This window comes from Protofrankia sp. Cas4 (assembly GCF_963555915.1).
Taxonomy (GTDB): Bacteria; Actinomycetota; Actinomycetes; order Frankiales; family Frankiaceae; genus Protofrankia.
The window spans coordinates 1-24,301 of the sequence record NZ_CAUVXL010000134.1; the positions used below are offsets into that span (position 1 = coordinate 1).

General features: G+C 67.5%; 20 protein-coding genes. 9 read left to right on the forward strand and 11 right to left on the reverse strand.

The window, feature by feature from the left end; all coding sequences use genetic code 11:
- Positions 1-13 precede the first annotated feature (13 nt).
- On the forward strand, positions 14-841 hold the full coding sequence (locus U9979_RS12515; RefSeq protein ID WP_322747799.1) for a bifunctional 5,10-methylenetetrahydrofolate dehydrogenase/5,10-methenyltetrahydrofolate cyclohydrolase: 828 nt from the start codon (positions 14-16) through the stop codon (positions 839-841).
- An 85-nt stretch (positions 842-926) separates the two neighbouring features.
- Here U9979_RS12515 and U9979_RS12520 read toward each other — a convergent pair whose 3' ends face one another.
- Together U9979_RS12520 and bioA are read right to left on the reverse strand one after the other, a co-directional pair.
- Complete coding sequence (locus tag U9979_RS12520) at positions 927-2,390, reverse strand: GGDEF domain-containing protein (RefSeq protein WP_322779524.1); 1,464 nt, start codon at positions 2,388-2,390, stop codon at positions 927-929.
- Between the two features lie 442 nt (positions 2,391-2,832).
- The gene (gene bioA, locus U9979_RS12525) at positions 2,833-4,152 is read right to left on the reverse strand and encodes an adenosylmethionine--8-amino-7-oxononanoate transaminase (RefSeq protein ID WP_322747800.1); all 1,320 of its coding nucleotides are present in this window, start codon (positions 4,150-4,152) and stop codon (positions 2,833-2,835) included.
- A gap of 303 nt (positions 4,153-4,455) precedes the next feature.
- Here bioA and U9979_RS12530 point away from each other — a divergent pair, with 303 nt between their 5' ends.
- The gene (locus tag U9979_RS12530; protein WP_322779525.1) at positions 4,456-4,740 is read left to right on the forward strand and encodes a GlsB/YeaQ/YmgE family stress response membrane protein; all 285 of its coding nucleotides are present in this window, start codon (positions 4,456-4,458) and stop codon (positions 4,738-4,740) included.
- Positions 4,741-4,880: 140 nt separating this feature from the next.
- Here U9979_RS12530 and U9979_RS12535 read toward each other — a convergent pair whose 3' ends face one another.
- Positions 4,881-5,141 (reverse strand): hypothetical protein, encoded by a 261-nt coding sequence (locus U9979_RS12535; RefSeq protein WP_322779526.1) that lies wholly within the window; start codon positions 5,139-5,141, stop codon positions 4,881-4,883.
- 2 nt (positions 5,142-5,143) lie between these two features.
- On the reverse strand, positions 5,144-6,499 hold the full coding sequence (locus tag U9979_RS12540) for a metallophosphoesterase (protein WP_322779527.1): 1,356 nt from the start codon (positions 6,497-6,499) through the stop codon (positions 5,144-5,146).
- Between the two features lie 541 nt (positions 6,500-7,040).
- Here U9979_RS12540 and U9979_RS12545 point away from each other — a divergent pair.
- Positions 7,041-7,883: a rhomboid family intramembrane serine protease gene (locus U9979_RS12545; RefSeq protein ID WP_322747143.1), complete on the forward strand. Its 843-nt coding sequence runs from the start codon at positions 7,041-7,043 to the stop codon at positions 7,881-7,883.
- A 69-nt stretch (positions 7,884-7,952) separates the two neighbouring features.
- On the opposite strand, the gene U9979_RS12550 is transcribed toward U9979_RS12545, so the two are convergent.
- On the reverse strand, positions 7,953-8,495 hold the full coding sequence (locus U9979_RS12550) for a hypothetical protein (RefSeq protein ID WP_322779528.1): 543 nt from the start codon (positions 8,493-8,495) through the stop codon (positions 7,953-7,955).
- A gap of 264 nt (positions 8,496-8,759) precedes the next feature.
- Between U9979_RS12550 and U9979_RS12555 the strand changes: the two genes are divergently transcribed.
- From U9979_RS12555 to U9979_RS12565, 3 genes are all read left to right on the forward strand, one after another.
- Entirely contained in the window at positions 8,760-8,936 is a 177-nt protein-coding gene (locus U9979_RS12555) for a hypothetical protein (RefSeq protein WP_322747141.1), read from the forward strand.
- A gap of 292 nt (positions 8,937-9,228) precedes the next feature.
- Positions 9,229-9,915 (forward strand): response regulator transcription factor, encoded by a 687-nt coding sequence (locus U9979_RS12560; RefSeq protein WP_322747140.1) that lies wholly within the window; start codon positions 9,229-9,231, stop codon positions 9,913-9,915.
- A gap of 144 nt (positions 9,916-10,059) precedes the next feature.
- Positions 10,060-13,446: a pyruvate carboxylase gene (locus U9979_RS12565; protein WP_322779536.1), complete on the forward strand. Its 3,387-nt coding sequence runs from the start codon at positions 10,060-10,062 to the stop codon at positions 13,444-13,446.
- Positions 13,447-13,567: 121 nt separating this feature from the next.
- Here the strand turns inward: U9979_RS12565 and U9979_RS12570 are convergent, their stop codons facing one another.
- Genes U9979_RS12570 through U9979_RS12585 form a run of 4 tightly spaced genes read right to left on the reverse strand, consistent with a single transcriptional unit; the run spans position 13,568 to position 18,361 of the window.
- Positions 13,568-14,950: a M20/M25/M40 family metallo-hydrolase gene (locus U9979_RS12570; RefSeq protein ID WP_322779529.1), complete on the reverse strand. Its 1,383-nt coding sequence runs from the start codon at positions 14,948-14,950 to the stop codon at positions 13,568-13,570.
- A gap of 28 nt (positions 14,951-14,978) precedes the next feature.
- Entirely contained in the window at positions 14,979-16,034 is a 1,056-nt protein-coding gene (locus tag U9979_RS12575) for a TolB-like translocation protein (RefSeq protein ID WP_322779530.1), read from the reverse strand.
- Positions 16,034-17,467, reverse strand: a complete 1,434-nt coding sequence (locus U9979_RS12580; protein WP_322779531.1) for an MFS transporter — start codon at positions 17,465-17,467, stop codon at positions 16,034-16,036. The genes U9979_RS12575 and U9979_RS12580 overlap by 1 nt, the downstream gene beginning before the upstream one ends.
- A gap of 6 nt (positions 17,468-17,473) precedes the next feature.
- The gene (locus U9979_RS12585; protein WP_322779532.1) at positions 17,474-18,361 is read right to left on the reverse strand and encodes an alkaline phosphatase family protein; all 888 of its coding nucleotides are present in this window, start codon (positions 18,359-18,361) and stop codon (positions 17,474-17,476) included.
- 443 nt (positions 18,362-18,804) lie between these two features.
- Here U9979_RS12585 and U9979_RS12590 point away from each other — a divergent pair, with 443 nt between their 5' ends.
- The gene (locus U9979_RS12590; RefSeq protein WP_322779533.1) at positions 18,805-19,818 is read left to right on the forward strand and encodes a hypothetical protein; all 1,014 of its coding nucleotides are present in this window, start codon (positions 18,805-18,807) and stop codon (positions 19,816-19,818) included.
- A gap of 214 nt (positions 19,819-20,032) precedes the next feature.
- The gene (locus tag U9979_RS12595; RefSeq protein WP_322779537.1) at positions 20,033-21,208 is read left to right on the forward strand and encodes an ABC transporter substrate-binding protein; all 1,176 of its coding nucleotides are present in this window, start codon (positions 20,033-20,035) and stop codon (positions 21,206-21,208) included.
- Between the two features lie 63 nt (positions 21,209-21,271).
- Here the strand turns inward: U9979_RS12595 and U9979_RS12600 are convergent, their stop codons facing one another.
- Complete coding sequence (locus tag U9979_RS12600) at positions 21,272-21,847, reverse strand: hypothetical protein (protein WP_322779534.1); 576 nt, start codon at positions 21,845-21,847, stop codon at positions 21,272-21,274.
- 215 nt (positions 21,848-22,062) lie between these two features.
- On the reverse strand, positions 22,063-22,881 hold the full coding sequence (locus U9979_RS12605; protein ID WP_322747133.1) for an SDR family oxidoreductase: 819 nt from the start codon (positions 22,879-22,881) through the stop codon (positions 22,063-22,065).
- A gap of 177 nt (positions 22,882-23,058) precedes the next feature.
- Between U9979_RS12605 and U9979_RS12610 the strand changes: the two genes are divergently transcribed.
- Complete coding sequence (locus U9979_RS12610) at positions 23,059-23,985, forward strand: helix-turn-helix transcriptional regulator (RefSeq protein WP_322779535.1); 927 nt, start codon at positions 23,059-23,061, stop codon at positions 23,983-23,985.
- Positions 23,986-24,301 lie beyond the last annotated feature (316 nt).

The following is a 24,301-nucleotide window of genomic DNA, read 5'->3' on the forward strand; positions in this document are numbered from 1 at the left end:
AAGAGACAGGATCATGAGATTGCTCGATGGGCGGTCCATGGCCGCCGAAGTCGGCCGGGGCGTGGTCGAGAACACCGAACGGCTGCGCCAGAAAGGGGTCGTGCCGACGTTGGCGGTGGTATTGCCGACAACCGACGCGGCCGCCCGGTCCTACGTGAAGGTCATCGAGCGCGGCGCCGCCAAGGTGGGTGTGCGCTGCATGATCCACGAGCTCTCCGGTGACCGCGCGGAGCTCCTGGCTACGGTCGACCGGCTCGCTGCCGACGACGAGGTGCACGGTCTGATCGTGCAGACTCCCCTACCGTCCGGGCTGTCCGCCAGTGAGATCGGAACCCACATCCCACCGCACAAGGACGTGGACGGGATGAACCCGCTGAGCCTGGGCCGCCTGGCCCTCGGCCTGCCGGGCTTCGCCCCGGCCACCGCCGCCGCGGTCCTGGAGATCCTGCACCGGGGCGACATCAAGCTGGAGGGCACCCGGGTGGTGGTGATCGGACGCAGCCCGGTGGTCGGCAAGCCCGCGGCCCTGCTGCTGCTGGCCGAGGACGCAACCGTGACGGTCTGCCACTCCCACACAACCGACCTGGTCTCGATCACACATGAGGCGGACGTCGTGGTCGCCGCGGTAGGCAGACCCAAAATGATCGGCAAGGGGTTCATCCGGCCTGGCGCCACTGTGATCGACGTTGGCACGAACGTCACCGAATCGGGCCTGGTCGGCGATGTGGATGCCGATGCGGTGGCATCGGTGGCGGGAGCGCTCACCCCCGTCCCGGGTGGCGTGGGACCGGTGACGACGATGTTGCTGCTGGCGAACACCACGAGCGCGGCCACCCGGTAGTTCGACACCGCCTCACCGGCCACCCGCCACCGACCCCGTGGCGCCCGCCACCGACCCCGTGGCGCCCGTACCGCCCGTAGCGCGTTCAGGCGGTACGGGCGGCCGGTACCTGCGCCGCGAGACGAACGCGGTTCCGTCCGTCGGCCTTGGCCCGGTAGAGCGCCGCGTCGGCGGTCTCCAGCAGGACGGGTAGGTCCACCTCCGTGCCGCTGGCCGTGGCCACACCGACCGAGACGGTCACCGACACGATGACCGCGCCCGCGGACCGGCCATCGACGCGGCAGCGCATTCCAGCCACCTGGCGTCGGATCCGTTCCGCGGCATGGGCGGCGTTGTCCAGGTCGACCTCGCAGAGCAGGACGACAAACTCCTCACCGCCGAAGCGGCCGACCAGATCACGAGGGCGCGTGGCCGCCCGCAGGGCGTCGGCGACCGACGCGAGAACGACGTCGCCGGTCAGATGGCCGAACTGATCATTGACCCTCTTGAAATGGTCGATGTCCACAATGAGTACGGACATCGGCCGGCCCGCCCGCCGGACCCGGGCAGCCTCACGTTCGGCTACCTCGCGCCAGTACGCCGGGCTGGCCAGCCTGGTCTTGGCGTCGGTACGCGCGGCCGCGAGCAGTTCCGCGTGCAGCAGACCGCGCTGGAGCAGGAGTGCCGGCGGGGTGGCCGCGAGCATGAGCAGCGGATGCGCGGTCCACAGCACCGCGATGACAATCGCGGAACACATCTCGGTGGCGGCGACCGTGAGCATCTCGCGGCCACCGCCCCCGAACGGGCGACCTACCGGAATCGAACGCACGATACTGGAACCTACCGTATTAGAACCTACCGTATTAGAACGTACGGTATTGGAATGTGCCGGAACGGGATGCCTGCGCCGCAGCGTGCCGTGCAGAAGAACTCTGTTGATCACCGTGTAGGTGACGACAGCAAGAAACAACGCGCCGATGCGCCCGGCGGAACCGACCAGCGTTTCAATTCGGTATGGTCCCTGCGTTGGAGCAAGTGCGAGGTGCACGATGGATGCACAGAAACCGGACACGCCTAGAGCCGCCGCGTTGAAAAGCTGTTTGTACCGTGGCTGCGGGCCGATCCCGGCCCGGAAGAGGCAGTAGAGCGGGAGGTGCAGGACGGCCGCGTACACCGGTGGGAGGAGAAGCACGACGGGCAGCGTCCAGGTCGACAGCAGATCCCGGTACGGCTCCTCTTCCCGGTGACCCGGCGCACCGAGATGTCGCGACGTCTCGATGGCCAGCCGGCCGAGGAGGACGAAGGCCCCGAACGCGAGCAGATCCGCGAATCGGAGGGGAAACTCGACGAGGCCCACCAGCGCGACCGCCAAACACAGAAGATCAACACTGATGACGTAACGGACCAGCAGCGGGGGAAGAGATCGGATCTCGAAGTCCGCCGTATGGCCGGCCAGCCATTCCCGCACACCTCGCAACGCCCGACTCCCGGCCCATCCGGAATGGGACGGCAGGCGGCCGTCGCGCCGATCGACGGATTCCGTTCCGGCTGTTCCGACCGTTCCGACCATTCCGACCGTTCCGGCTGTTCCGACCGTTCCGGCTGTTCCGACCGTTCCGGCTGTTCCGACCGTTCCGACCGTTCCGACCGTTCCAACGACTTCGATCGTTTCAACGGTTTCAACCGTTTTAGCCGAATCAACCGTTCCAAGAGGGTCAGCTGTTCCGGCAGAGTGCGTCATTCTCACGTGCGGAGGTAACGCAATGCGTGACATCATCTGGGGTTGACCTTCCTCGATCGCTCCGTCCCGGTTCGACCCGTCCCGGTCTATTACTCACAGTGCGCCCTTGGAAACAAAGAGTACGAAGGATCGACCCGCAACCGCAACCACTTTCGATGATGTCCCGACATGCAGGCCGTCGGGCGATGTGTAGGGGCGAACCGATCCGCACCACGCCCCCATCCCCCCGACAACCTGTTCGCGCAGGTCAGCGCGTGGACGAGCGAGTCGATCAACCGGTTGTGCGAGCGACCGCCTCGACCATCGCCGCGGTCAGAGCGGCCACGTCGGGACACGTCATGACGTACGGCGGCATCGCGTAGACGAGCCGGCCGAAGGGGCGGACCCAGACCCCCAGCTCCACCAGCAACGGCTGGATCACCCGCAGATCCACGGGTTCGCGGGTCTCGATCACCCCGATCGCGCCGAGCGTCCGGACGTCGGCGACACCGGCAAGCTCGCGAGCGGGCGCCAGCCCCTGTTCCAACCAAACTTGAAGATCACGAACACGCTGTCGCCACGGGCTCGCCGACAGCAGGTCGATACTGGCGTTCGCGACAGCCGCGGCCAACGGGTTACCCATGAACGTCGGCCCGTGCATGAACGCGCCCGCCTCGGACGCGCACACCCCACGTGCCACCTCATCCGTGCACACGGTCGCGGCCATCGACAGGTAGCCGCCGGTCATGGCCTTTCCCACACACATGATGTCTGGGCTGATCCCGGCGTGGTCGCAGCCGAACAGCTCCCCCGACCGACCGAAACCGGTGGCGATCTCGTCCGCAATCAGCAGGACGCCGTGGGCGTCGCACAGCTCACGCAGGCGAGTGAGCCAGCCGGGCGCGTAGAAGCGCATCGCCCCGGCTCCCTGAACGACCGGCTCGACGATCACAGCGGCGATCTCGTGCTGGTGCTGGTCGAGCAACCGGGCGATGTCGGCGACATCGTGCTCGGCGCAGGGTTCGTCGAAACGCGGTCGCGGTGCCGGCGCGAACAGGTGACGCGGGAGCAGGCCGGTGAACAGGTGATGCATGCCGGTGTCGGGGTCGCATACGGCCATGGCGCCGGATGTATCACCGTGGTACCCACGGCGGACGGTGAGCAGTCTCGTCCGCCCGGGTCGTCCGGTCCCCCGCGCGTACTGCAACGCCATCTTGATCGCCACCTCGACGGCGACCGACCCGGAGTCGCTGAAGAACACCTTTGCCAGCGGTGCCGGGGTGATCGCAACCAGAGTCTGCGCGAGCGTCACCGCGGGGGCGTGGGTGAGTCCCCCGAACATCACATGCGCCATGTCGTCGAGCTGGGCACGGATGGCCTGGTCGAGGACCGGGTGGGCGTATCCGTGAATCGCGGCCCACCACGACGACATCCCGTCGATCAGCTCCCGGCCGTCGGCCAGCCGCAGCCGCACCCCGGCCGCCGAGGCCACCGGGAACACCGGCAGCGGGTCGGTCACCGACGCGTACGGATGCCACACATGCGCCCGATCGCCGGCGAGCAACTCCCCCACGTCGCTGTACCGGCCTGATCCCCACCCGCTGTTCCCCATACCGCATGTCTACCGCGCAACACGACCGGCCCCGGTAGCCTGCACGAACCTGTCACACTGGAGGCAGCGACGGCGGACAGGGGCGGTAGAGGACAGAGGCGGTAGAGCAGCCGGTCCGACGCTCCGATGTCGGTTCCGCTCCCCTACCCCATCATGATCGATATCGGTGCGCTCCTCGCACTCTGACTCACCGCCTACTCACTGCCTGTCTGATCGCTGCCAGGAGCGGCGGCGTTTGTGGGGGTCGGTACCCGGAAAGACCATCACCGACAGCGGTATCGGTCTCGCCCGGGGAAGGTCACCGTGTTTCAACTGATCTGGATCGTGCTCACCGGTCTCGTCATCGGCCTGCTGGCCCGCCTCGTCGTCCGGGGCCAGCAAAAGATCCCTTTGTGGCTCACGATAATCATCGGGATCATCGGCGCACTGATCGGCAACATCATCGCTGGGGCGATCGGCGTCGCCCACACCGGTGGCGTCGACTGGATACGTCACATCCTGCAGGTCGGTGTCGCCGCCGGGCTCGTCGTCCTCATAACACCCGTGTGGACGAACCGACAGTCCCAACACAGCGACAGTCGTAATTGACGCACGGTCCTTATTGACCCAACCCGTTCACCAAGAACGCCATGCGATGACCGCATGCTGATGCTCCCCCGAGTCCGTCACCGCGGCTGCCGGAACGGGCGACCGCGGTGACGGTAGGGATGACGTCCGACGTCAGTCGGTCATTCGCAGTTGGGGAACTGCGCTCCCACGAGGTTGCAGTTCGTACCCGTCGACGGGTTACCGAACTGGTCGAAGTACCGGAGGTTCCAGGTATCTGAGGTCATTGGAGGAGTTGTCGCTCCGGGGATGAAGCGGAGTACCGCATAGCCGAACTCCGGACGCGTGACCAGGTGTCTGACCGGATAACCGTCGACATCCTTATTGATCATCTGGTTGTCCAACCAGGTCTGCTGGTCGAGCTCGGTACCTGACGAGCCCACGGTCACCTGGGGGGGGGACGGTGCGGTGAGGTTAGGCTCCCGAAGTCGAGCATCTGATACAGATGCACATGGCCTGAAAGCACCAGGTTGATTCTCGGATCCAGCTGATGCGCTGTGGTGTTCGTGATTGACGTTTCGAGGTTGTGGTCGACCCACTCGGGGTTGCCATGCGGGGTGACGCCGTTGATCGTCCAGATCGGTGAATGACTGAGGAGAAAATTGTCGCCCTGCTGAACCAGACCGGCGTTCACCCGGTTGAATTCTGCAGTATATTCGTCGATTTTTTGTTGTGGCGTCTGGTTACAGTCGGCCATGGACTCCGCCGCGGCGCAGGATGAGTCGAGGAGCAGCAGGCCGAGGGTGCCGGCGTTGATCCGTACCGGCGGAGTGTAATACTGCGGAGGGAGGAGACTGCAGGCCGTCGCATTCAAGGTATCCGCCTGGTAGCGGAAATACACATTGCCCGAGCGGTTGCAGGTCTCGTGGTTGCCCCGAACGAACACGATCGGGGCCTGTGCCACCAGGTTTGCCGCCGGCTCAAAAAAGTCGGCGATCAGGCATCCCCAGGTGTGCGGGTTTCCCCCGGTTGCCGGGCCACACGTCGGCGTCTGTGCCTGCGACACGGAGAGATTCGACCGGTAGATGTAGTCGCCCACGTGGATGACGAGATCAGGTGGAGTCGGCCTGGTCGCCGCGCTGTCGGCGACACCCCGCATCGGCCAGTACTGCGGCTCTGGTGTGCAGTTCTGCGCCGGCCCCGATACCGGCACCCGGCACCCGGTGTCACCGATCACCGCAATGTGAGCGGGACGCCCGGTAGTGGGCCACTTCGGCACCGGTACCGTCCCGTTCGCGGTGGGGCGGATCGTAACCGCGCCGGCCGTCGCAGGGTCGATCTGCGCGCCGGTGGTCCCTGGCGGGACTGGCAGAGTACACACGGTGGCCGTGCTGGGAAACGCCGCCGGAGTGCTGACGAATGCCTGCGACGGATAAGTCATCTGCTGCCTACCCCCTGGGGTGAACGTCACAAAGGGGCAGGCGCCGTTCACGGGCGTGACATAACGGATCTCGGCACCACGGTCGGTCAGCTGGGTCCACGCCCACGCCTCCTGGGGCACCGGGAGGCCTGGGCCCGGAGCTCCGTCCCAGTCGCCGTGGGTGTCGTCCACATTGATGTCGTCCACATCGACGTCGAGGCCATCGTCATGGCCGGAATAGCCGGTGTCCTGCCCGGCCGGAAGGTCGGCGAGTGTGGCGCCGCCGACCGCTTCCGCCGTCGGTGGGTACCCGTCTGCCCGGGCTGCGCCCCCGGCCGTACCGAGCACGGCGGTGACGAGCAGTACCCCGATGCCCGTCACCGCGATCCTTCTGTTCATGATTTTTTTGATCGCAAATCCCCAGCCTTTCCGTTTCCCGCGTCAGGGGACACGCCGGCCATAATGGAAATTCATCCATCCTGCGCCCCGGAAGGCGCCATACATACAGTAGATTGCCGACTTCGGAAGCCACCGTTTTCGGCGCGGGCGGCCGACCCCTTTCAATGGACAATCTCCCGGCGGGGTAGACGGTAGAGGGTGACGACCGTTCACCGCAAGCGGCGGACGGTGTCTCTGATTAGCGTGGAAACTACGTGATGAGAAAAGCAGGAAAATCGTAGTCATATATCGGCCGCTATCGACCGCCGTTTCGGATTCGGATATCCGGCGGCGCTCTGCCCACCGGTCGATGAGAGCGCCTGGCGGCGGGAACCGTCGGCACGGTGGGTGCGGCGGCGTGCCGCCGTCGCGGGCTGGCCGCACCCACAAAATCGATCATGAAACTCCCGTACGGTTCCGGTTGAGCCGCACAGAGCCCGGAGGCGGTGGTGGGCCGGGCAGGCGCCACGGGCAGGATGAGCGTGTGGTCCTGCCGATTCACGACATCAACCCACTTCGCCGCCGGCCGATCATGACCTGGCTGTTGATCGCGGTGAACGTCGCCGTCTTCGTGCTCTTCGAGCCGATCGTGTCCTCGGTTGCCGGCTCCAGCACGTCAGCCGCGCAGAAGGTATGTGAACAGCAGCGGTTCTTCGACCAGTGGGGAGCGATTCCCGTGGAGATGCTGGAGAACCAGCGCCTTGAGACGGTACCGAGCGGCCGCTCCCCCGGTCGGAACGCCCAGGGTCAGGTGCTCTGCGAGCTGGAGTCCCCGCCGTCGTTCGTCAAGTCACCGGTGCTGTCGGTACTGACGTCGATGTTCCTACACGGAAGCTGGCTGCACCTGCTCGGTAACATGCTGTTCCTTGGCGTCTTCGGCAACAACATCGAGGACCGCATGGGACGGTTGCTATATCTGATCTTCTACGTGGTGTGCGGCTACACGGCCGCGTACGGGTTCGCACTGTTCGAACCGGAGTCGACCACGACACTCATCGGCGCGTCCGGTGCGATCGCCGGTGTTCTCGGCGCCTACCTCGTGGTATTCCCGCGGGCCCGGGTCATCGGGCTCGTCACGTTCCTGTTCTTCCTGCCGTTCTGGCTGCCGGCATGGCTCGTGCTCGGCTTCTGGTTCGTGCTGCAGTACGTGTACTTCACCGGGATGGGCGTTGCCGACGGCGGCAGCGTGGCCTATGGCGCCCATGTGGTCGGGTTCGTCTTCGGCGCCGTGGCGGTCCTCCCGTTCGTCCGCGAACTGCGGGCCGCGGGGCCCCCTCGGCGTCACGCCCCCGACCACCGCTGGGTCCGCCGGACGCCCTGGTCCTGACGAGTTCCCCGCCAGCCGCCAGCTGCGCGATCATCGTTCCCCTCGCGCGGCCGGCGGCCTCAGGGAAAGCTAGGAAACCGAAACGGGCTCCGGCCGGCGCAGTCCACGCCGCCGCTTCTTCTCGCCCTTCTCAGCCTTCTCAGCTTCCACTTCCACCGCTTTCTCGACCTTCTTTGCCTTGCCGATGGCCTCGGCGGCCCGCGCAGCCGATGGCAACGCAACCTCGAGGGCGACCGTCCGCCAGCCCTCGAAGACCTCCTCGGTCCCGAACCCGTTCGCGGCCAGCGCTCGGGCCGCGCCGATGAGCTGTTCGTAGGTCCGCTGGTCGTCGACTTCGTCCGCGCTGTCGTCCTCGGTGGTCCGCTGCGACACCGCGCAGCGGACCTGGAACGACACATCCGCGGGTGCTGTCGCGGGTGCTGTCTGCGACAGCGGCGCGTCCGAACCGGTCCGCGTGAGCGTCCAGGTCCGGACAAACACGAACGGCTCGTCCGGGCCGGCCACCGGGAGGCCGCCGACATACTCTTCCAGGATCTTGACAACCCGTTCGACAGATGCCTGCCTTGAATCCGCACTGCTCTTACCCAGCCGCATGGCGACGTCCTCCCTCACACGTGAACAATCTCCGGACCGTGACGGCCGCGAGCAACCTCGCGGGAATCCGGTAGCGCATCTTCCCGGATGCCCTGGTCGCTTCCCGCACCGGGGTGCTCACGAGACATTGGCGACACATCCGTTCATGAGACGTTTCAACGCCGCGACCAGGGTAAAGATCCGCTAATCGGTCTGATCAGAGACGCGGCGCGGCGTGGGCGCCGGAGATGACGCCCACGCCACCTCGGACATCGTCGGAACCCTGACCCAGAAAGGACCACTATGCGTACCCGTGCACAGGTTCCCATCGTCGCCCTGGTCTGGCTCGTCGTAGGCATCGTCATCGCAGTCAGCAAGACCTACGAGGTTCATACCGGCTCCCAGGTGGTCACCTTCATCCTGGCGGTGATCCTCTGGCCCATCCCACTACTCGGCGGAACCATTACAGTCCAGTTCTGAGATCATCCAGTTCGCAGGTCAGTTGGATGCGACGCAATGTAACTTAACGTTGTCTTTTTGGTGACGGTCATTATGGTGACGGTCTTGCCGGGTCGTCGAAGCGACGACCCGGCAACCCGGGACACCACCGGATGCTGCCGCACTGAGATCTGCCGCACACGACGCGCTGCCGCGGAAACCGGCAGCCGCCGATTAGGCGGGAGCGGGGGGTCGGGCTCCACCGACTCGGTTAGAATCTGTTTGCATAATGTGACTTGTAGTGACAGACAACCCCGGTCAGGCGGAGAATACGGTGTCGGAGAAATCTGCGAACGTGGCCGGGCCGGTTGGGATCACACCGGACGCGACTACGATCCGGGTGTTCCTTTTGGATGATCACGAGTTGGTCCGACGCGGGCTACGCGATCTTCTTGCCGGTGAGCGCGACATCGATGTGATCGGCGAAGCCGATCGCGCTGACGGTGCGGACCAGGCGATCCTCGCGACGCGGCCCAACGTCGCGATCCTCGACGCACGTCTACCGGACGGCAGTGGGATCGAGGTGTGCCGGCAGGTCCGCTCGCAGGACCCGACAATTGGCTGCCTGATCCTCACTTCGTTCGACGACGAGGACGCGCTGTTCACCGCGATCATGGCCGGAGCCGCCGGATACGTGCTCAAACAGATTCGTGGCACCGCCTTGGTGGACGCCGTGCGGCGGGTCGCGGCCGGCCAGTCGCTGCTGGACCGCACGGTGACGCCACGTGTACTCTGTCGGCTCCGGCAGGGGTCCGACCAGGGCGGGCGGCTTGCCGGCCTGACCGACCAGGAGCGTCGCATTCTCGCGCTCATCGCCGAAGGGCTCACCAACCGGCAGATCGCCACCCGCATGTTCCTGGCGGAGAAGACGGTGAAGAACTACGTGTCCAGCCTGCTGTCCAAGCTCGGGCTGGAGAGTCGGACCCAGGCGGCGGTGTTCGCCACCAGGCTCGGCGGCTAGAACGGCACCTTGACCACGGTTGCCCGCCGGAGACAACAACGGCACGTGCCCGAAAACACTGCGACAATTCATCCGGGTTGACAGCCGTCCGGGGTCGACCCAGTGAGGGGACGCTAGTCCGCGTCGTGGAGGGGTGCCACTTTGATCAACAAGGTCCTGGTCGCGAACCGCAGCGAGATTGCTGTCCGTGTCTTCCGAGCCGCGAACGAACTGGGCCTACGTACTGTCGCCGTCTACACGCCCGAAGACGTGGGTTCGCTACACCGGATAAAAGCCGATGAAGCATATGAACTCGGCGAACCGGGGCATCCCGTCCGGGGATATCTGGATGTCGACGCCCTGCTGGCCGTGGCGAAACGGGTCGGCGCGGACGCGCTGCACCCGGGCTACGGCTTCCTGTCGGAGAGTGAGGCGCTGGCCGAAGCGTGCGTGCTGGCCGGCATCACCTTTGTCGGTCCCCCGCCGGACGTGCTGCGCCTGACCGGCGACAAGGTGGCCGCCCGCGAGGCTGCGGTAGCCGCGGGCCTGCCGGTGCTGCGGGCCTCGGCGCCACTGACAGACCCGGCCGCGGCCGCCGACGCCGCGGCGTCGGTGGGCTTCCCACTGTTCGTGAAGGCCTCGGCCGGTGGTGGCGGTCGTGGGCTACGCCGGGTGCACCGGGCCGATGATCTCTCCGATGCGGCGGCAAGCGCGATCAGAGAGGCGGCGGCGGCGTTCGGCGATGGAACGATCTTCCTTGAGCAGGCGGTGAACCGGCCCCGCCACGTCGAGGTGCAGGTTCTCGGCGACACGACCGGAAAAGTCGTCCACCTCTATGAGCGGGACTGTTCGGTACAGCGCCGCCATCAGAAGGTCGTCGAGGTGGCGCCCGCGCCGCTGCTCGATCCGGCCGTACGTGACCAGCTGTGCGTGGATGCGCTCGCGTTCGCCCGGCATGTCGGCTATGTCAATGCGGGCACGGTCGAGTTCCTGGTCGCGGCCGACGGCTCACACACCTTCATGGAGATGAACCCGCGCATCCAGGTCGAGCACACCGTGACCGAGGAAATCACCGGTGTCGATCTGGTCGCGGCCCAGTTGCGGATCGCCGCCGGTGCGACTCTGGCCGACCTGGGCCTCACCCAGGAATCGATCACGATCCGCGGGGCCGCGGTGCAGTGCCGGGTGACCACCGAGGACCCGGCGGACGGCTTCCGCCCGGACATCGGGAAGATCACCCGATACCAGTCCCCGGGCGGCCCGGGAGTCCGGCTGGACGGGGCGACCTACGAGGGTGCGCAGGTCACCCCGTACTTCGACTCGCTGCTGGTCAAGGTGACGACCCGGGGCGCCACCTTCGAGCAGGCCACCGGGCGGGCCCGCCGGGCGCTGGCGGAGTTCCGGGTCCGCGGTGTGCGCACGAACCTGACGTTCCTGCGCCGGTTGCTGGCAGAGCCGGACTTCCTGGCCGGACGGGTGACCACGTCCTTCCTGGACGACCGGCCCGCTCTGTCGGTCGGTGACGGCGGAACCGACCGGACCAGCCGCCTGCTGGACCGGCTCGCGCACAGCACCGTCAACGGCCACAAGCGACCGGCCGGCGCGTTGGTCGACCCGGTGACCGTACTGCCGTCGTTGCCCCCCGCCATGGCGCCGGCCGGGTCCCGTCAGCTTCTCGCCGAGCTCGGACCACGGGAATGGGCGGCGCGGCTGCGGGCGTCCGAGCAGCTCGCGGTCACCGACACCACCTTGCGTGACGCCCATCAGTCGCTGCTGGCCACCCGCCTGCGGACCACTGAGATTCTCGCGGCGGCGCCCGCGTACTCCAGGCTCACCCCCGAGCTGCTGAGTCTGGAGTGCTGGGGCGGGGCGACCTACGATGTGGCGCTGCGGTTCCTGGCGGAGGACCCGTGGGAACGTCTCGCCGCCATCCGCGAGCGGGTACCGAACATCTGCCTGCAGATGCTGTTGCGCGGACGCAACGCGGTCGGTTACACCCCGTACCCCGATGACGTGGTCCGGGCGTTCGTCGCTGAGGCGGCCGCAACCGGTATCGACATCTTCCGCGTGTTCGACGCGCTGAACGACATCGAGCAGATGCGGCCGGCGATCGACGCGGTCATCGAGGCTGGCGCGGTCGCCCAGGGCACGCTGTGTTACACCGGTGACCTGGCGGATCCGGCAGAATCGATCTATACCCTCGACTACTATCTCCGCCTGGCCGAACGACTCGTCGCCGCCGGCACCCACGTACTCGCGGTCAAGGACATGGCGGGGCTCCTGCGACCGGCCGCGGCGCGCATCCTGGTGACGGCGCTGCGGGCGAACTTCGACCTGCCCGTCCAGGTACACACCCACGACACCGCCGGCGGTCAGCTCGCCACCCTGCTCGCGGCGGCCGACGCCGGCGCGGACGCCGTCGACGCTGCGGCCGCGCCGCTGTCGGGTGGGACCAGCCAGCCGAACATGTCCGCGTTGGTCGCCGCCACCGACCACACCCGGCGCGCGACCGGGATCGACCTGGCCGCACTGTCCGCCATGGAGCCGTACTGGGAGGCTGCGCGTGATCTCTACGCGCCCTTCGAGGCGGGCCTGCGGGCGCCGACCGGCGCGGTGTACCGCCATGAGATCCCCGGCGGGCAGCTGACGAACCTGCGCCAGCAGGCGATCGCACTCGGACTGGGCGCGAAGTGGTCACAGGTGCAGGAGTGTTACGCCCTGGCCAACGACCTGCTCGGCAAACCCATCAAGGTCACTCCGACCAGCAAGGTCGTCGGGGACCTGGCCTTGTTCATCGCAAGCGGCGACATCGACGTCGCCACGCTGCGGGACAATCCCCAACGCTACGACCTGCCGGCGAGCGTCCTGGGCTACCTGGCGGGCGAACTCGGTACCCCGCCGGCAGGTTTCGCCGAGCCGTTCCGCGAACGCGCACTCGCCGGCCGGCACCCGGCCGCACCCGCGGCCGAGCTCAGTGCGGCGGACTCCGCGGCGCTGGCCGGCGCCGGCCGGCGGGAGACCCTGTCCCGGCTGCTGTTCCCGGGTCCGTGGAAGGACTACACCGCGGCCCTGGCCGCGTACGGCAACAGCTCGGCGATCCCCACCGAGGAGTTCTTCTACGGCCTCACCCCGGGTAAGCCGGTGGTCATCACGGTCGAACCGGGTGTCGAGACCATCGTCGAGCTGCACGACATCGGTGGACCGGACGACGCGGGTATGCGCACCCTCTACCTGCGGGTCAACGGAGCGCCACGGCCGGTGTCGGTACGGGACAACTCCATCGCGCCGGCGTCCAATGCCGCCCGGCGTGCCGATCCGGGCGATCCGGCCCAGATCCCCGCAGGGCTACCCGGCCTGGTCACCTACGCAGTCGCCGCCGGCGACCGGGTCAGCCAGGGTGACCGACTCGCGACCATCGAGGCCATGAAGATGGAGGCGGCCGTCACCAGCCCACACGCGGGAACCGTCACCGAGCTGCTCCGCTCGTCCGGTGTCTCGGTCGAGGTCGGCGACCTGCTGCTCGTCGTCACCCCGGACCCGACCGGCAGCTGACCCGACCGGCAGCTGACCCGACCGGCAGCTGACGCAGGACGCCGATCCCGGACCCGAGATCGACCGCTCGGGCCCGGGATCGCGCGGGCGGGCCCATGGGCTCTGCCCCTATGCGGCTGCCCTATGCGGCTGCGAGGAAGCGGTCCAGGACGCGGACACCGAAACGCAGCGACTCGACCGGCACCCGTTCGTCCACACCGTGGAACATCCCGGCAAAGTCGAGGTCCGCGGGTAGCAGCAGCGGGGAGAAGCCGAAGCATCGGATCCCGAGCCGGGCGAAGGACTTGGCGTCCGTGCCTCCCGAGAGCATGTAGGGGACGACCCGGGCGGCCGGGTCCTCGGCCCGCAACGCGCCGGCCATGGCGTCCACCAGCGGCCCGTCGAACCCGGTTTCCAGTGCCTGGTCGTAGACGACCCAGTCACGGCGGACCGCCGGGCCGATCAGTTCGTCGATCTGGCGAAGGAACTCCTCCTCCTGGCCGGGCAGGAAGCGGCCGTCGACGTAGGCGGTGGCCTCGCCCGGGATGACGTTGACCTTCGCACCGGCGTTGAGCTGGGTGGGGTTCGCCGTGTTGCGGATGGTGGCGCCGATCATGCGAGATATCGGCCCCAACTTGGCGATCGTGGTCTCCAGGTCCTCGGCGTGCACGTCGATGCCGAGCGCGTCGCCGACGGAGTCGAGGAACATGCGCACGGTCGGGGTCAGGACCACGGGGAAACGATGGCGGCCCAGGCGCACGACCGCCTCGCACAGCGCCGTGACCGCATTGTCATCGTTGATCATCGATCCGTGTCCCACCCGGCCGGCAACGGTGAGCTTCATCCAGGCGATGCCCTTCTGGGCCGTCTCGATGAGGTACAGCCGCAGGTCGTCGGAGACCGTGTAGGAGAAGCCGCCGACCTCGCTGATCGCCTCGGTGCAGTCGGCGAACAGCTGCGGGTGATTGTCGACCAGCCAGCGGGCGCCCAGGGTTCCGCCAGCCTCCTCGTCAGCCACGAAGGCGAGGACCAGATCACGCGGTGGACGGCGACCGGACCGGACAAGATCACGGATGACCGCGAGCGTCATCGCGACCATGTCCTTCATGTCGACAGCGCCCCGCCCCCACAGGCACCCGTCGACGATGTCGCCGCTGAAGGGGTGCACCCGCCAGTCAGCCGGATCCGCCGGCACCACGTCGAGATGACCGTGGATGAGAAGCGGCGCCCGACTCGGGTCGCGGCCTTCGACCCTGGCGATGACGCTTGTACGGCCCGGTTCGGATTCCAGCAGGGTCGTCTGCAGACCGACCTCGGCGAGTGTGGCGGCAACGTACTCGGCGATGGCCCGTTCGTTCCCGTCACCACTGCCCCGGTTCACCGAGTCGATCCGCACCAGGTCCCGACAGATCTCGACAGCCTCATCCTGTGCGATTGCGCTGCGTATCGAAACCAGGTCAGATGTGGTCGACAGGGACGTCAGGGAGGTTGTCGTGTCATTGGAGACTGGGTGATTGCTTGCCATCAGACCAGTCTGCCAGTGTGATTGAAGATCAATTATGACGAGAGCTGCCGTCAACACCGTTGACTACTGACGGCGCCATCGCCGCCGTCAGCAACCGCCGTGGGTTGCCGCCACCGTTGGCCGCAACCGTCCACATATCGCTGCCGAAGTCCCCGGGCAGCGCGTAGGTGAGTGTCTCGTCGTCGAGCCAGACCGCCTGATCGTCGACACTCCGGTTCTCGGCCAGCGGCGTCTCGCCCATGGTTGAAAGATCGAGGACGTAGAGCCGCCAGGGCGCATCGGCGGGAAGGCCCGGCACCCGTTTCTTGAATGCCAGCCGGGTCCCGTCCGGTGCCAAGGAGGGACATTCGACGTTCTCACGCACAGTGGTGAGCGTGCGGGCCGCGACGTCACCCCGGACCAGGTAGGTACTCCCGCCGGTGGCGAGCGTCGCGTAGAAGTGATCGTCGTCGGCGAAGGTCACGCCCCAGAAGTTGACGTCGGCGTTGCGGTAGGCATGCCCGTCCTTCACGACCTGGTAGTCCTCCAGCGTGCGCTGAAGGGTCCAGGTGCGGGTGTCCAGGATCGAGGTACGGGTGGAGAACTGCCCGACCCCGTAGGAGTCGCCGCTGACGAAAACCGTCCATGCGACCAGATGGCCGCTCGGCGAGACCCGCGCCCGGGTGGGGATGCCGTCGAGGAAGTAACGCCGCTGTTCGCGCAGGCCCGCGTCGAGTATCACCGCCGCGAAGGTGTCCGACACCGCGGCGTGCACCGCCTGCAGGCAGATACCGGTCCCGACCGCGGCGTAGAAGCGCAGGCAGTGAACCGTGGATGCGGTACGCGGACCGTCCGGGTCCGCTGACGGCACCGATGTCAGCTCGTCACGGTGCGGACCCCAGACCATGTTGCGGAAGACCAGCATCGGCGCCCGGGTCGAACCCGCGGCGGTGAGCGTGACCTGCCCTGCGGTCACCGGTGGGCCGGATGCCGTGTGATCCCTGCGGTCGCCGCGGTCGGCGGCATGGCGCACCGCGCCCACGGCGACCGCGGCGAGCAGCCCTACGGCGGCGAGCAGGACGAGCAGTCGGGTACGTACGGTCACTAGATCGTCTCCCCTGCCGCATTGGGTGCTGCGATGGGTACTGCGATGGGCCGGATGAACGCGCTCGCCGCGACGCAGGTCGCCAGCGTCACCGTGGCGACGATCAGTGCGGTGTGACTCCCCCACGCCGTCCAGACCGCGCCGAACGACAACGAACACCCGAAACGGGCGCCGGCCTGTCCGGTCTGTACCAGCGCCAGGCCGCTGGCGCGCAGCTCGGCCGGCACCGAGCCGGCCGCGGCCGCCATGAGCACCCCGTCGGTCGCGGCGTAGAAGGCGCCGTGCAGGACGAGCACCGCGACCGGCAGGCCGGCTACAACCAGGCCGGCTACCGTCACCGGCCCGACCGGCTCTCCCGTTGCGTGCGTCGGCGCGAGCAGCAGCCCGTAGGCCACGAGCAGGCCCAGATGCCCGGCGAGGAAGACCCGCCAACGGCCGAACCGGTCGGCGGCGTGGCCGAGCGGCACGGCCAGCAACAGGAACGCGCCCGCCGTACCGAGCGGCAGGAGCGGGAACCAGCGCTCGGACAGATCCAGACGTCGCTGTAGCAGCAGGTAGACAAAGGAGTCGCTGACCGTTGCCAGGCCCAGTACAAACGCGCAGCCGGTGAGCCGCCGCAGGTGCGGTCGGCCCAACAGAGCGAGCGCCGCGCGCACGGACACCGTGGCTGCCGCCGCGGCCGGCCGGCCTGTGGCCGGCGCCGGGGTGACCGCGGCACCGCTGGGCGGGGCCGGCGCCGGGACGCGTCCGGGAGCGAAGAGCAGGAGGACCAGCACACCCATGGTGGCGATGCAGAAGCTCACCACGAAAACGGCGTCGAAGCCCCCGGCAGCCGTCCGCAGGACGAAAAAAGCCGTGAGTGGACCCAGCAGCGCTCCGGTGGTGTCCATGGCCCGGTGCACGCCGAAGGAACGGCCCTGGGCCTCGGGCGGCGCGGCAAGTGAGATCATCGCGTCGCGAGGAGCCGTGCGCAGGCCCTTGCCCATGCGGTCGACGGCGAGTACAGCACCGATCAACGGCACGCTGTGGACGGCGAGCAGGGCCGGCTTGCACAGGGCGGACAGGCCGTACCCGAGCGCCGCGGTGGTCTTGTGCCGCCGGCCACGGTCGGCGAGGTGGCCGCCGACGAGGCGGACCAGTGCGCTGACCCCGTTGTAGACGCCGTCGAGCAGACCGAAGCCCAGCGGGGACAGACCCAGCTCGGCCACCAGGTACAGCGGCAGAACGGCGGTGACCATCTCCGAGGAGACATCGGTGATGAGACTGACCGTACCCAGCACGAGCACCGTGTGCGGCACCGCCCGCAGCACGGTGCGAGCGGCCGGCCGGGCCACGGCGCGGGTGTCGGCGGCGGGCAGCGGGCCGAGGGTCCGACCCGGGTGTGGACCCGGGCCGGACGACTCGGACGCGGTGCGGGCGTCCGCTACGTACACGGTCTGCTAGTTCCAGATACCGGTGATGTCCGCTGCGGTCGCGGCGTTACCCGCATGGGTGGTGAGGCCGCTGAGGTCCTCCAGCGTGCGTAGCACGTTGTAGTGGTTGTAGGTCGTCGACGAGCTGCCGCCCACGATGACGTGCTGCCCGTAGACCACGGTGGCGATGTGGTTGCTGCTGGAACCGTTGTCCTCGTCGAAGGTCAGGACGAGCAGGCTGTTGTGGGTCTTGGCCCAGGTGGCGTAGGCGCCGAGGTTGTTCTGCACCCACGTGTCACCGGTGGAGACCGAGCAGTCGTGCATGTCGTTGCACAGGTTCGGAACCACGAACGATACCTTCGGCAATGTGGTGTAGTCGGTCGGGAACTGCGTGAACGTGTAGGCGGTGTTCAGCGGCACATTGCTGAAGGCGAACCACGGGTTGTGCTTGCGGGCGTACTTCGTGCTGCTCTTGGTGCACACCGTCGAACCCTGCGAGGGCAGGCCCTCGTTGTAACTGCCCCAGGTCAGACCCGCTCCGATGAGTTCGGAGCCGAGGTTGGCCGCACTGCTGAACTGCGGGGTGTAGCAGCTGTCGTCGGTGATGCCCTGGGTGCTGCCGGAGAAGAGCGCAAGGTAGTTGGGCTGGCTGGGGTGGGTAATGCCATACGAGGACGAGAGGTTGGCGCCGCCGCTCTTCAGCGTGTTGTTGATGTACGGCGCGCTCGAGCTACCGATGATCTGCGAGTAGGAATGGTTCTCCAGCACCACCACGACCACATGGTCGGGTGTGGGCAGCGCGGCGGCCTGCGCGCTGGCTGGCAGGAGACCGACGGCCGCGGCTGTCAGACCGGCGGTGGCACCGAGCGCTGCCAGCGCCCAGCGCGGGCGTCGCAGGCGGGCGGGAACGGACACAGCAGACCTCCGGAAAATGCCTCGGGGAACAACACAGGGGCGTCAACTGGGCGGGCGTCAGACTAAGCGCGCGGTTGCCATCCCGTCAGCAGACCGAACGTGACGGCCACGCAAACAGTTGTGTCGGCATGTGGCCCTGGCTGTTACCGACCTCATAGTCCGCTGTCCGGTATGCGCGGTTAACGCCTATAACGACCCGATCATGTATGGTCAGGGGTGGGCAGCTCATTCAGATTATCGAAACAACGCGCCAGCATGGCGTCAGGAATCAGCAATTACCATCAGCACGCGAAGCTGCCTGTTTTTCCCGCCACAGCAGGCGACGCGCACCTGTTGTTCATCATCGCGGAATACAGATTTTGCAACTCCGCCCTAATCTCGCCGACAGACTTCCGGTTCGTCACCGGCGAACCCGGTATTGCGACCGAGGGACAAGGTGGAGGATGACACGCTTGCGCCAGCCGTTCAGCCGGCGGGCATACTTTCCAGCGTCCGGTCGAGCGGCCGGCGGCGCGACCACCGCTACCAGGGGCACCACCGCTACCAGGGGCCGAGTCCGCAGCGCCGCGCTCACGCTGAGCACGATCACCGTGCTCGTGCTCGCCCAGCCGACGCCGGCACAGGCTGCCGACTCCACCCAGTACGGCGGCGACACCTCCCGCGGCCTCGGGGTCGCCATCCCGTTCAGTGGTTTCACCGACCGCAATGGGCAACCGGTCGCGATCTCGGGCGCGGTGGGCGCGGACCTCGTTCTCGGCTCGACCGCCCAGCCGTATCTGCCGTGCCAGCACTTCGATCCGCGGACGGGCACCGGTGACACCTTCGTGAATGCCTGCGAGGTCCGCGGAAGCTACGCCACCTACACGCGGTTCGCCGCTGGCAACGGCATTCTTTTCCCACACGGCTACTTCATGCCCGACACGCAGCCGGACCTGGTCGAGGGCGGCTCGCTGCGGACGGACTGGGGCGCGCGCACAGCCGGGCTCTCGCTGGAGTTCTACCCCGACGTCACCCGTGACCAGGAGTACGTGCACTCCCGTTTCTACGTCGACAGCTTCAACCACCGGGCGAACGGCTGGACCTACTCCGCCTATGTGGGAACCATCGCCCTCGCCACCCTCGCGGACCCGGGTACCGCCCAGATCACCGGTAACGTGACCAGAGGTGGGGCTCTGCCAGCCAAGAACGAGATCAGGTTCATGATCTTCGGTGGCGACGCGCGCTCGTCCGCGGGATACCCGATCTCCTCCTTTGCGGTCACTTACAGCAGCGGCGGCGCCGACTGGACCAGCGGCGCAATGTACGCCGGGTCACAGCGGGTCACCGTCGACGACACCGCCACCGGACACCAGTGCATATACGATCTTCGTAAAATCACCGGTTCGGACAACCACCTGGATTTCGACGTCGCCCGTCCCGGCTTCGGCCGCAGCGGTGGACGGTGCAACTTCGCGTGAGAGCGCCCTGCCACAGAGGCATGGATCAAGGGATGGTGTAGCGCTGGGGTGCCATTCGTGTTAATCACCACGGCTGACGCCGGTAAGCGCTTAGCGTGGTGGCGTGAGGCGAATTGCCGCGGGACCGCGTGCTGCGAAGCTGGCCGCACGCCACCGGTACGGGTACAGGCGGCTGGCCACAGCCGTGGCCGGACTTTACCTCGCATGCGGACTCGTGATCCCCGCCTGCGACGCCCAAAATACACCGATCAGATCATCCACGGCCGCCGATTGTCGAGAACCTGGAGTAACCAAGGACCAGATCACGTTGGGGATGCTGTATCCCGACACCGGAAACGCGGCCTCGCTGTTCCTGCCCTTCCGCGCGGGTGTAGACGCCCGGTTGGGCGTCGCGAACAACGCGGGTGGAATAAACGGCCGCGAGGTGGTGTACACCTGGCGCGACGACGAGTCCCGAGCGACTGCCAATCTCGCCGCGGCACACAGCCTGGTCGACACCGACGATGTCTTCGGCATCATCGAGTCCACCTCGGTGGCCAGCGGGTCGGCTGCATTCCTGCACGACCGCGGGATACCGGTCACCGGCACGTCCCTGGAAACACCCTGGACGATCTATGAAAACATGTTCAGCTACTCCAACCTGATTGCCAACGGCACGTCCATCAGTACCTGGGGGGACTTCGTCGCCGCTCACGGCGGTCACACCGCGGTCGTGGCCCAGGCGACCTTCTCTGCTACATCGCTGAGCGTCGCCGCCGAACTGACCGCAAGCCTGCGGTCAGCGGGTGTCCGTGTCGTGGCGACCCTCGACGTGACCGGCCCCATCGACGCCGCCGACATCGGGGGACGAATCAGGGACAGCGGGGCGGACGTCCTCGTCGGTGCCGTGACCGCCGCGTCCTTCGGCCAGGTCGTCGCGGCGGCCCGGGCCGCCCGGGCCGGCCTACGGGTCATCCTCTCCCCGACCGGCTATGATCAGAACGTTCTGCGCCTCTTCGGAACCACCCTTGCCGGCGTCTACATCTTCGTCGACTACGCCCCCTTTGAATCCGACACACCCGCACATCGGGAATTTCTCCAGGCCGTGCCCTACTACGCACCACAACTTCAGCCACCGAACCAGCAGGCCGCGCTCTCCGGCTGGATCTCAGCGGACATGTTCCTTCGAGGACTTGCCGACGCCGGGCCCTGCCCCACCCGCCAGCGGTTCATCACCGGTCTGCGTGCGGTGCACGACTATGACGCGCACGGACTGCTGCCCGCTCCCGTGGACTTCACCGCCGGTTTCGGTCAACTCAACCGTTGCTACACCTTCCTTCAGGTCAGTTCGGACGGGAAACGCTTCCAGCTCATCCCGCCCACGCCACTGTGCGGCTCACGGCTCGGCTGACCGCTGACGGCTCGGCTGACCGCGACGGCCGCGGGCATCGCGGCGATCGGTCACGTCACCCGATCACTGGGGAGCGAAGACCAGCGTCACGGTCTGGGCGGCGCCGGTACCGTTCGATGCGACTTCGACGCGCTGGTTGTATCCCACGAAAGTCAGCTCTGTCGTGCTGTCGGACTTGACCTGGTGTTCGAACGTATAGCCGGCAGCGGGCATCGCCTGGCGGTAGTAGCGGATCGCCTCATCCCCGGTCACACCGCTCAACGCAAGGGTCGCCCCGAGGCCCTCGGACGCTACGACCGTCGGCGTCGACCCCTTGGGGAACGGGAAGTGCTTGGGAACAACCGTTCCCCGCAGAGCGGCGATTCCCGAGGTCGCGGTGGCAGCTGCGGTCGCTGTCGCCGCCGGGGACGCCGTCGGCGCCAGGTCGAGGTCGGTCGGCAGGTTGGTGGGTATGGCGGCTGCGGACGCGCCGGCCACCGACGCCGACGCCGACGCCGCGGGCGCGCTGGCGGGCGTTGACCCGCCGCCGCACCCACCGAGCAGGAGCCCCAGACCCAGCGTGGCACCAAACGTCACCGTCCGCACCTGTTTCCTGCCGACCCGACCCATCGACGTGCCCGTCATGGCCGCGCTGCTCACACGTCTCCCATCCAGTGCGTTGACCCCGGTACATACGTTGACCTGAACATGCGGTGGCCGGTCGAAATCGGCATGATCCCGACAGGCCACCTCAGATAGCCGGCACCACTAAAGCACCGGCTGCCTTCTTTGCCGCCCGCGGGGAGCGGGCCGTGTCCGGTGGCTACGTCGTCGGGCCAGGGCACGGGCGCCACCAGCGGCGCCCGCCGAGCCGTTCAGGCGATGGTGCTGCCCCCGTCCACGGTCACGATCGTGCCCGTGACGTAGCTGTTGGCCATGAAGAACAGCGCGGCGGCGGCGACCTCCGCCGCAGTCGCCACCCGGCCCAGGGGGAGCGTCGCGCCGGCGGCAGCGACAGCCGCCTGTCCGGCCGGCCCTTCGGCCGCGCCGATCATGGTGCGGAACAAGGGCGTGTCGGTGCTTCCCGGACGCACGGCGTTGACGCGCAACGGACGAAGTTCCACGGCGAGCGCGCGAGTGTAGGCCTCGATGGCTCCCAGCGACGCCGCACCCAGCGCGACGCCCGGCGCCGGGCGGTCGATGAAGACTCCGGAGGTGAACGTGAGCGAGCCGCCCGGGGGCATCCTGGGCGCGGCCGCGCGCGCGACATGGTGTGCGCCGAACAACCTGCTCGTGATGTTGACGTCGCGGGTGGGGTCCGGGACCTCGGCGATCACACCGGTCGCCATCATGGCGGCGGAGACGAAGACGTGATCGACCGTGCCGATGGAGGCAAACAGTGCTTCGACCGTGGCGGGGTCGGTGACATCGACGCCGCCGGTATCGATCTTCCTGTCATGCCGTTCGGCGAGCTGGCCTGCGACCGTGGCGAGCCGGCCGGAGTCCCGCGCCGCGAGGATGACGTCGGCGCCGATACCGGCGAGCAGATCGGCGGCGGCGAGCCCGATGCCGACGCTGCCGCCGATAACGAGCACCCGGGCGTCGGCGAGCGCATGTGGCAGGGGCAGCGCTCTGGTCGGCGCCGGAAGTCGGGCGCTGTTCGGCTCTGCCGTCGGGGATGCGGTGGTGGTCACGGTGGTCCTCCCGGGTACTGCTGTCGAAATCCGCTGGCCGCGTCGCAGGACGGACGCACCTTCACCGCAGACGCTTGCGTCCGCGGTGAAGGTGGTGAAGGCCCCGCCAGGACCAGGTCGACAGCCTGGCCCCGGCGGGGCCTGGCTGCGGCGAACCCCGCGGCGCAGACTGCTGACATGGATGGGGTGCATGATCTGGGTGCCTTCCTACGTTCACGTCGAGGCCGTCTGCTGCCCGCCCAGGTGGGCCTGCCCTCGCACGGCGCTCGGCGGACCAGCGGTCTGCGCCGCGAGGAGGTCGCCGCGTTGTCCGGGGTGAGCATCGACTACTACACGCGTCTGGAGCAGGGCCGCGACCGCCGCCCGTCGTACGAGGTGCTGACGGCGATCAGCCGGGGTCTGCGGCTGACCGCCGACGAGTATCGCCATCTGTGTTATCTGGCCGGACTGGCGGTTCCGGTCACCCCGCAGGACACTCGCACGGTGCGGGCCAGGACCTGGGAGATCATCGACGTCCTGCATCCGATGCCCGCCTACGTCCTGACGGTGGCGATGGACGTCGTCGCCTGGAATCCGGCAGCCGCGGCGACCCTCACCGACTTCGCCACGGTGCCGGAACACATCCGCAACATCGTCTGGCTCAGCTTCCTGCACCCGCCGCTGCGCCGACGGTGGTCAGACTGGGAGGACACCGCCACCGACCTGGTGGCCAACCTGCGAGCCCAACTCGGACGTCGCCCAGGCGAACCGCGCATCAGCTACCTCGTCGCCGAGCTGTCCGCGGCGAGTCCGGAATTCGACGGCTGGTGGAACCGGCATGACGTCGTCCAGCGATGTGGAGCGAGCCGGCGCCTCCACCATCCAGACGTCGGCGCGCTGAACGTGGTCTGCGAGACGATGAACATTCCGCCGGCGGATCAGCAGCTCGTCACCTTCCACGCCGCCGACGACCTGACCGCCCGGCGACTGGACACCCTCGGCAGAACACCCCCGGCAGAACACCCCCGAATACGGGTCGACGACCCGACGGCACCGGCCAGTTCTGCCGTTGCCGCCACCCGAACGGGGCGAAACGGCAGGGGACCGCTGCACCTCGCCCGCTGACGATCCCTACGCCGATGAGCAACGGGTCGAGGTGGCGAAGGCGAACGACCAATTACCGCCGATCGCCTGTGGGACAGCTGCCATGGAAGATCAAATGTCGAGCGAAAGGTCGTCAACACTGTTGATTATAAAATAGGCATCATTACTGAGAGTAACTCACGCCCCGCCGACGCGACCGGACTAGTCACCACATGACCCCGACGTGCCATGCCCGAATTGCCCTCGAAGGAAGAACCGTGTGTATATTACACATCGACGTTCTGTGATGGGAGGCTGCGTGGCAACGACACGAACACCGCAATCCGCTCCTCTGCTG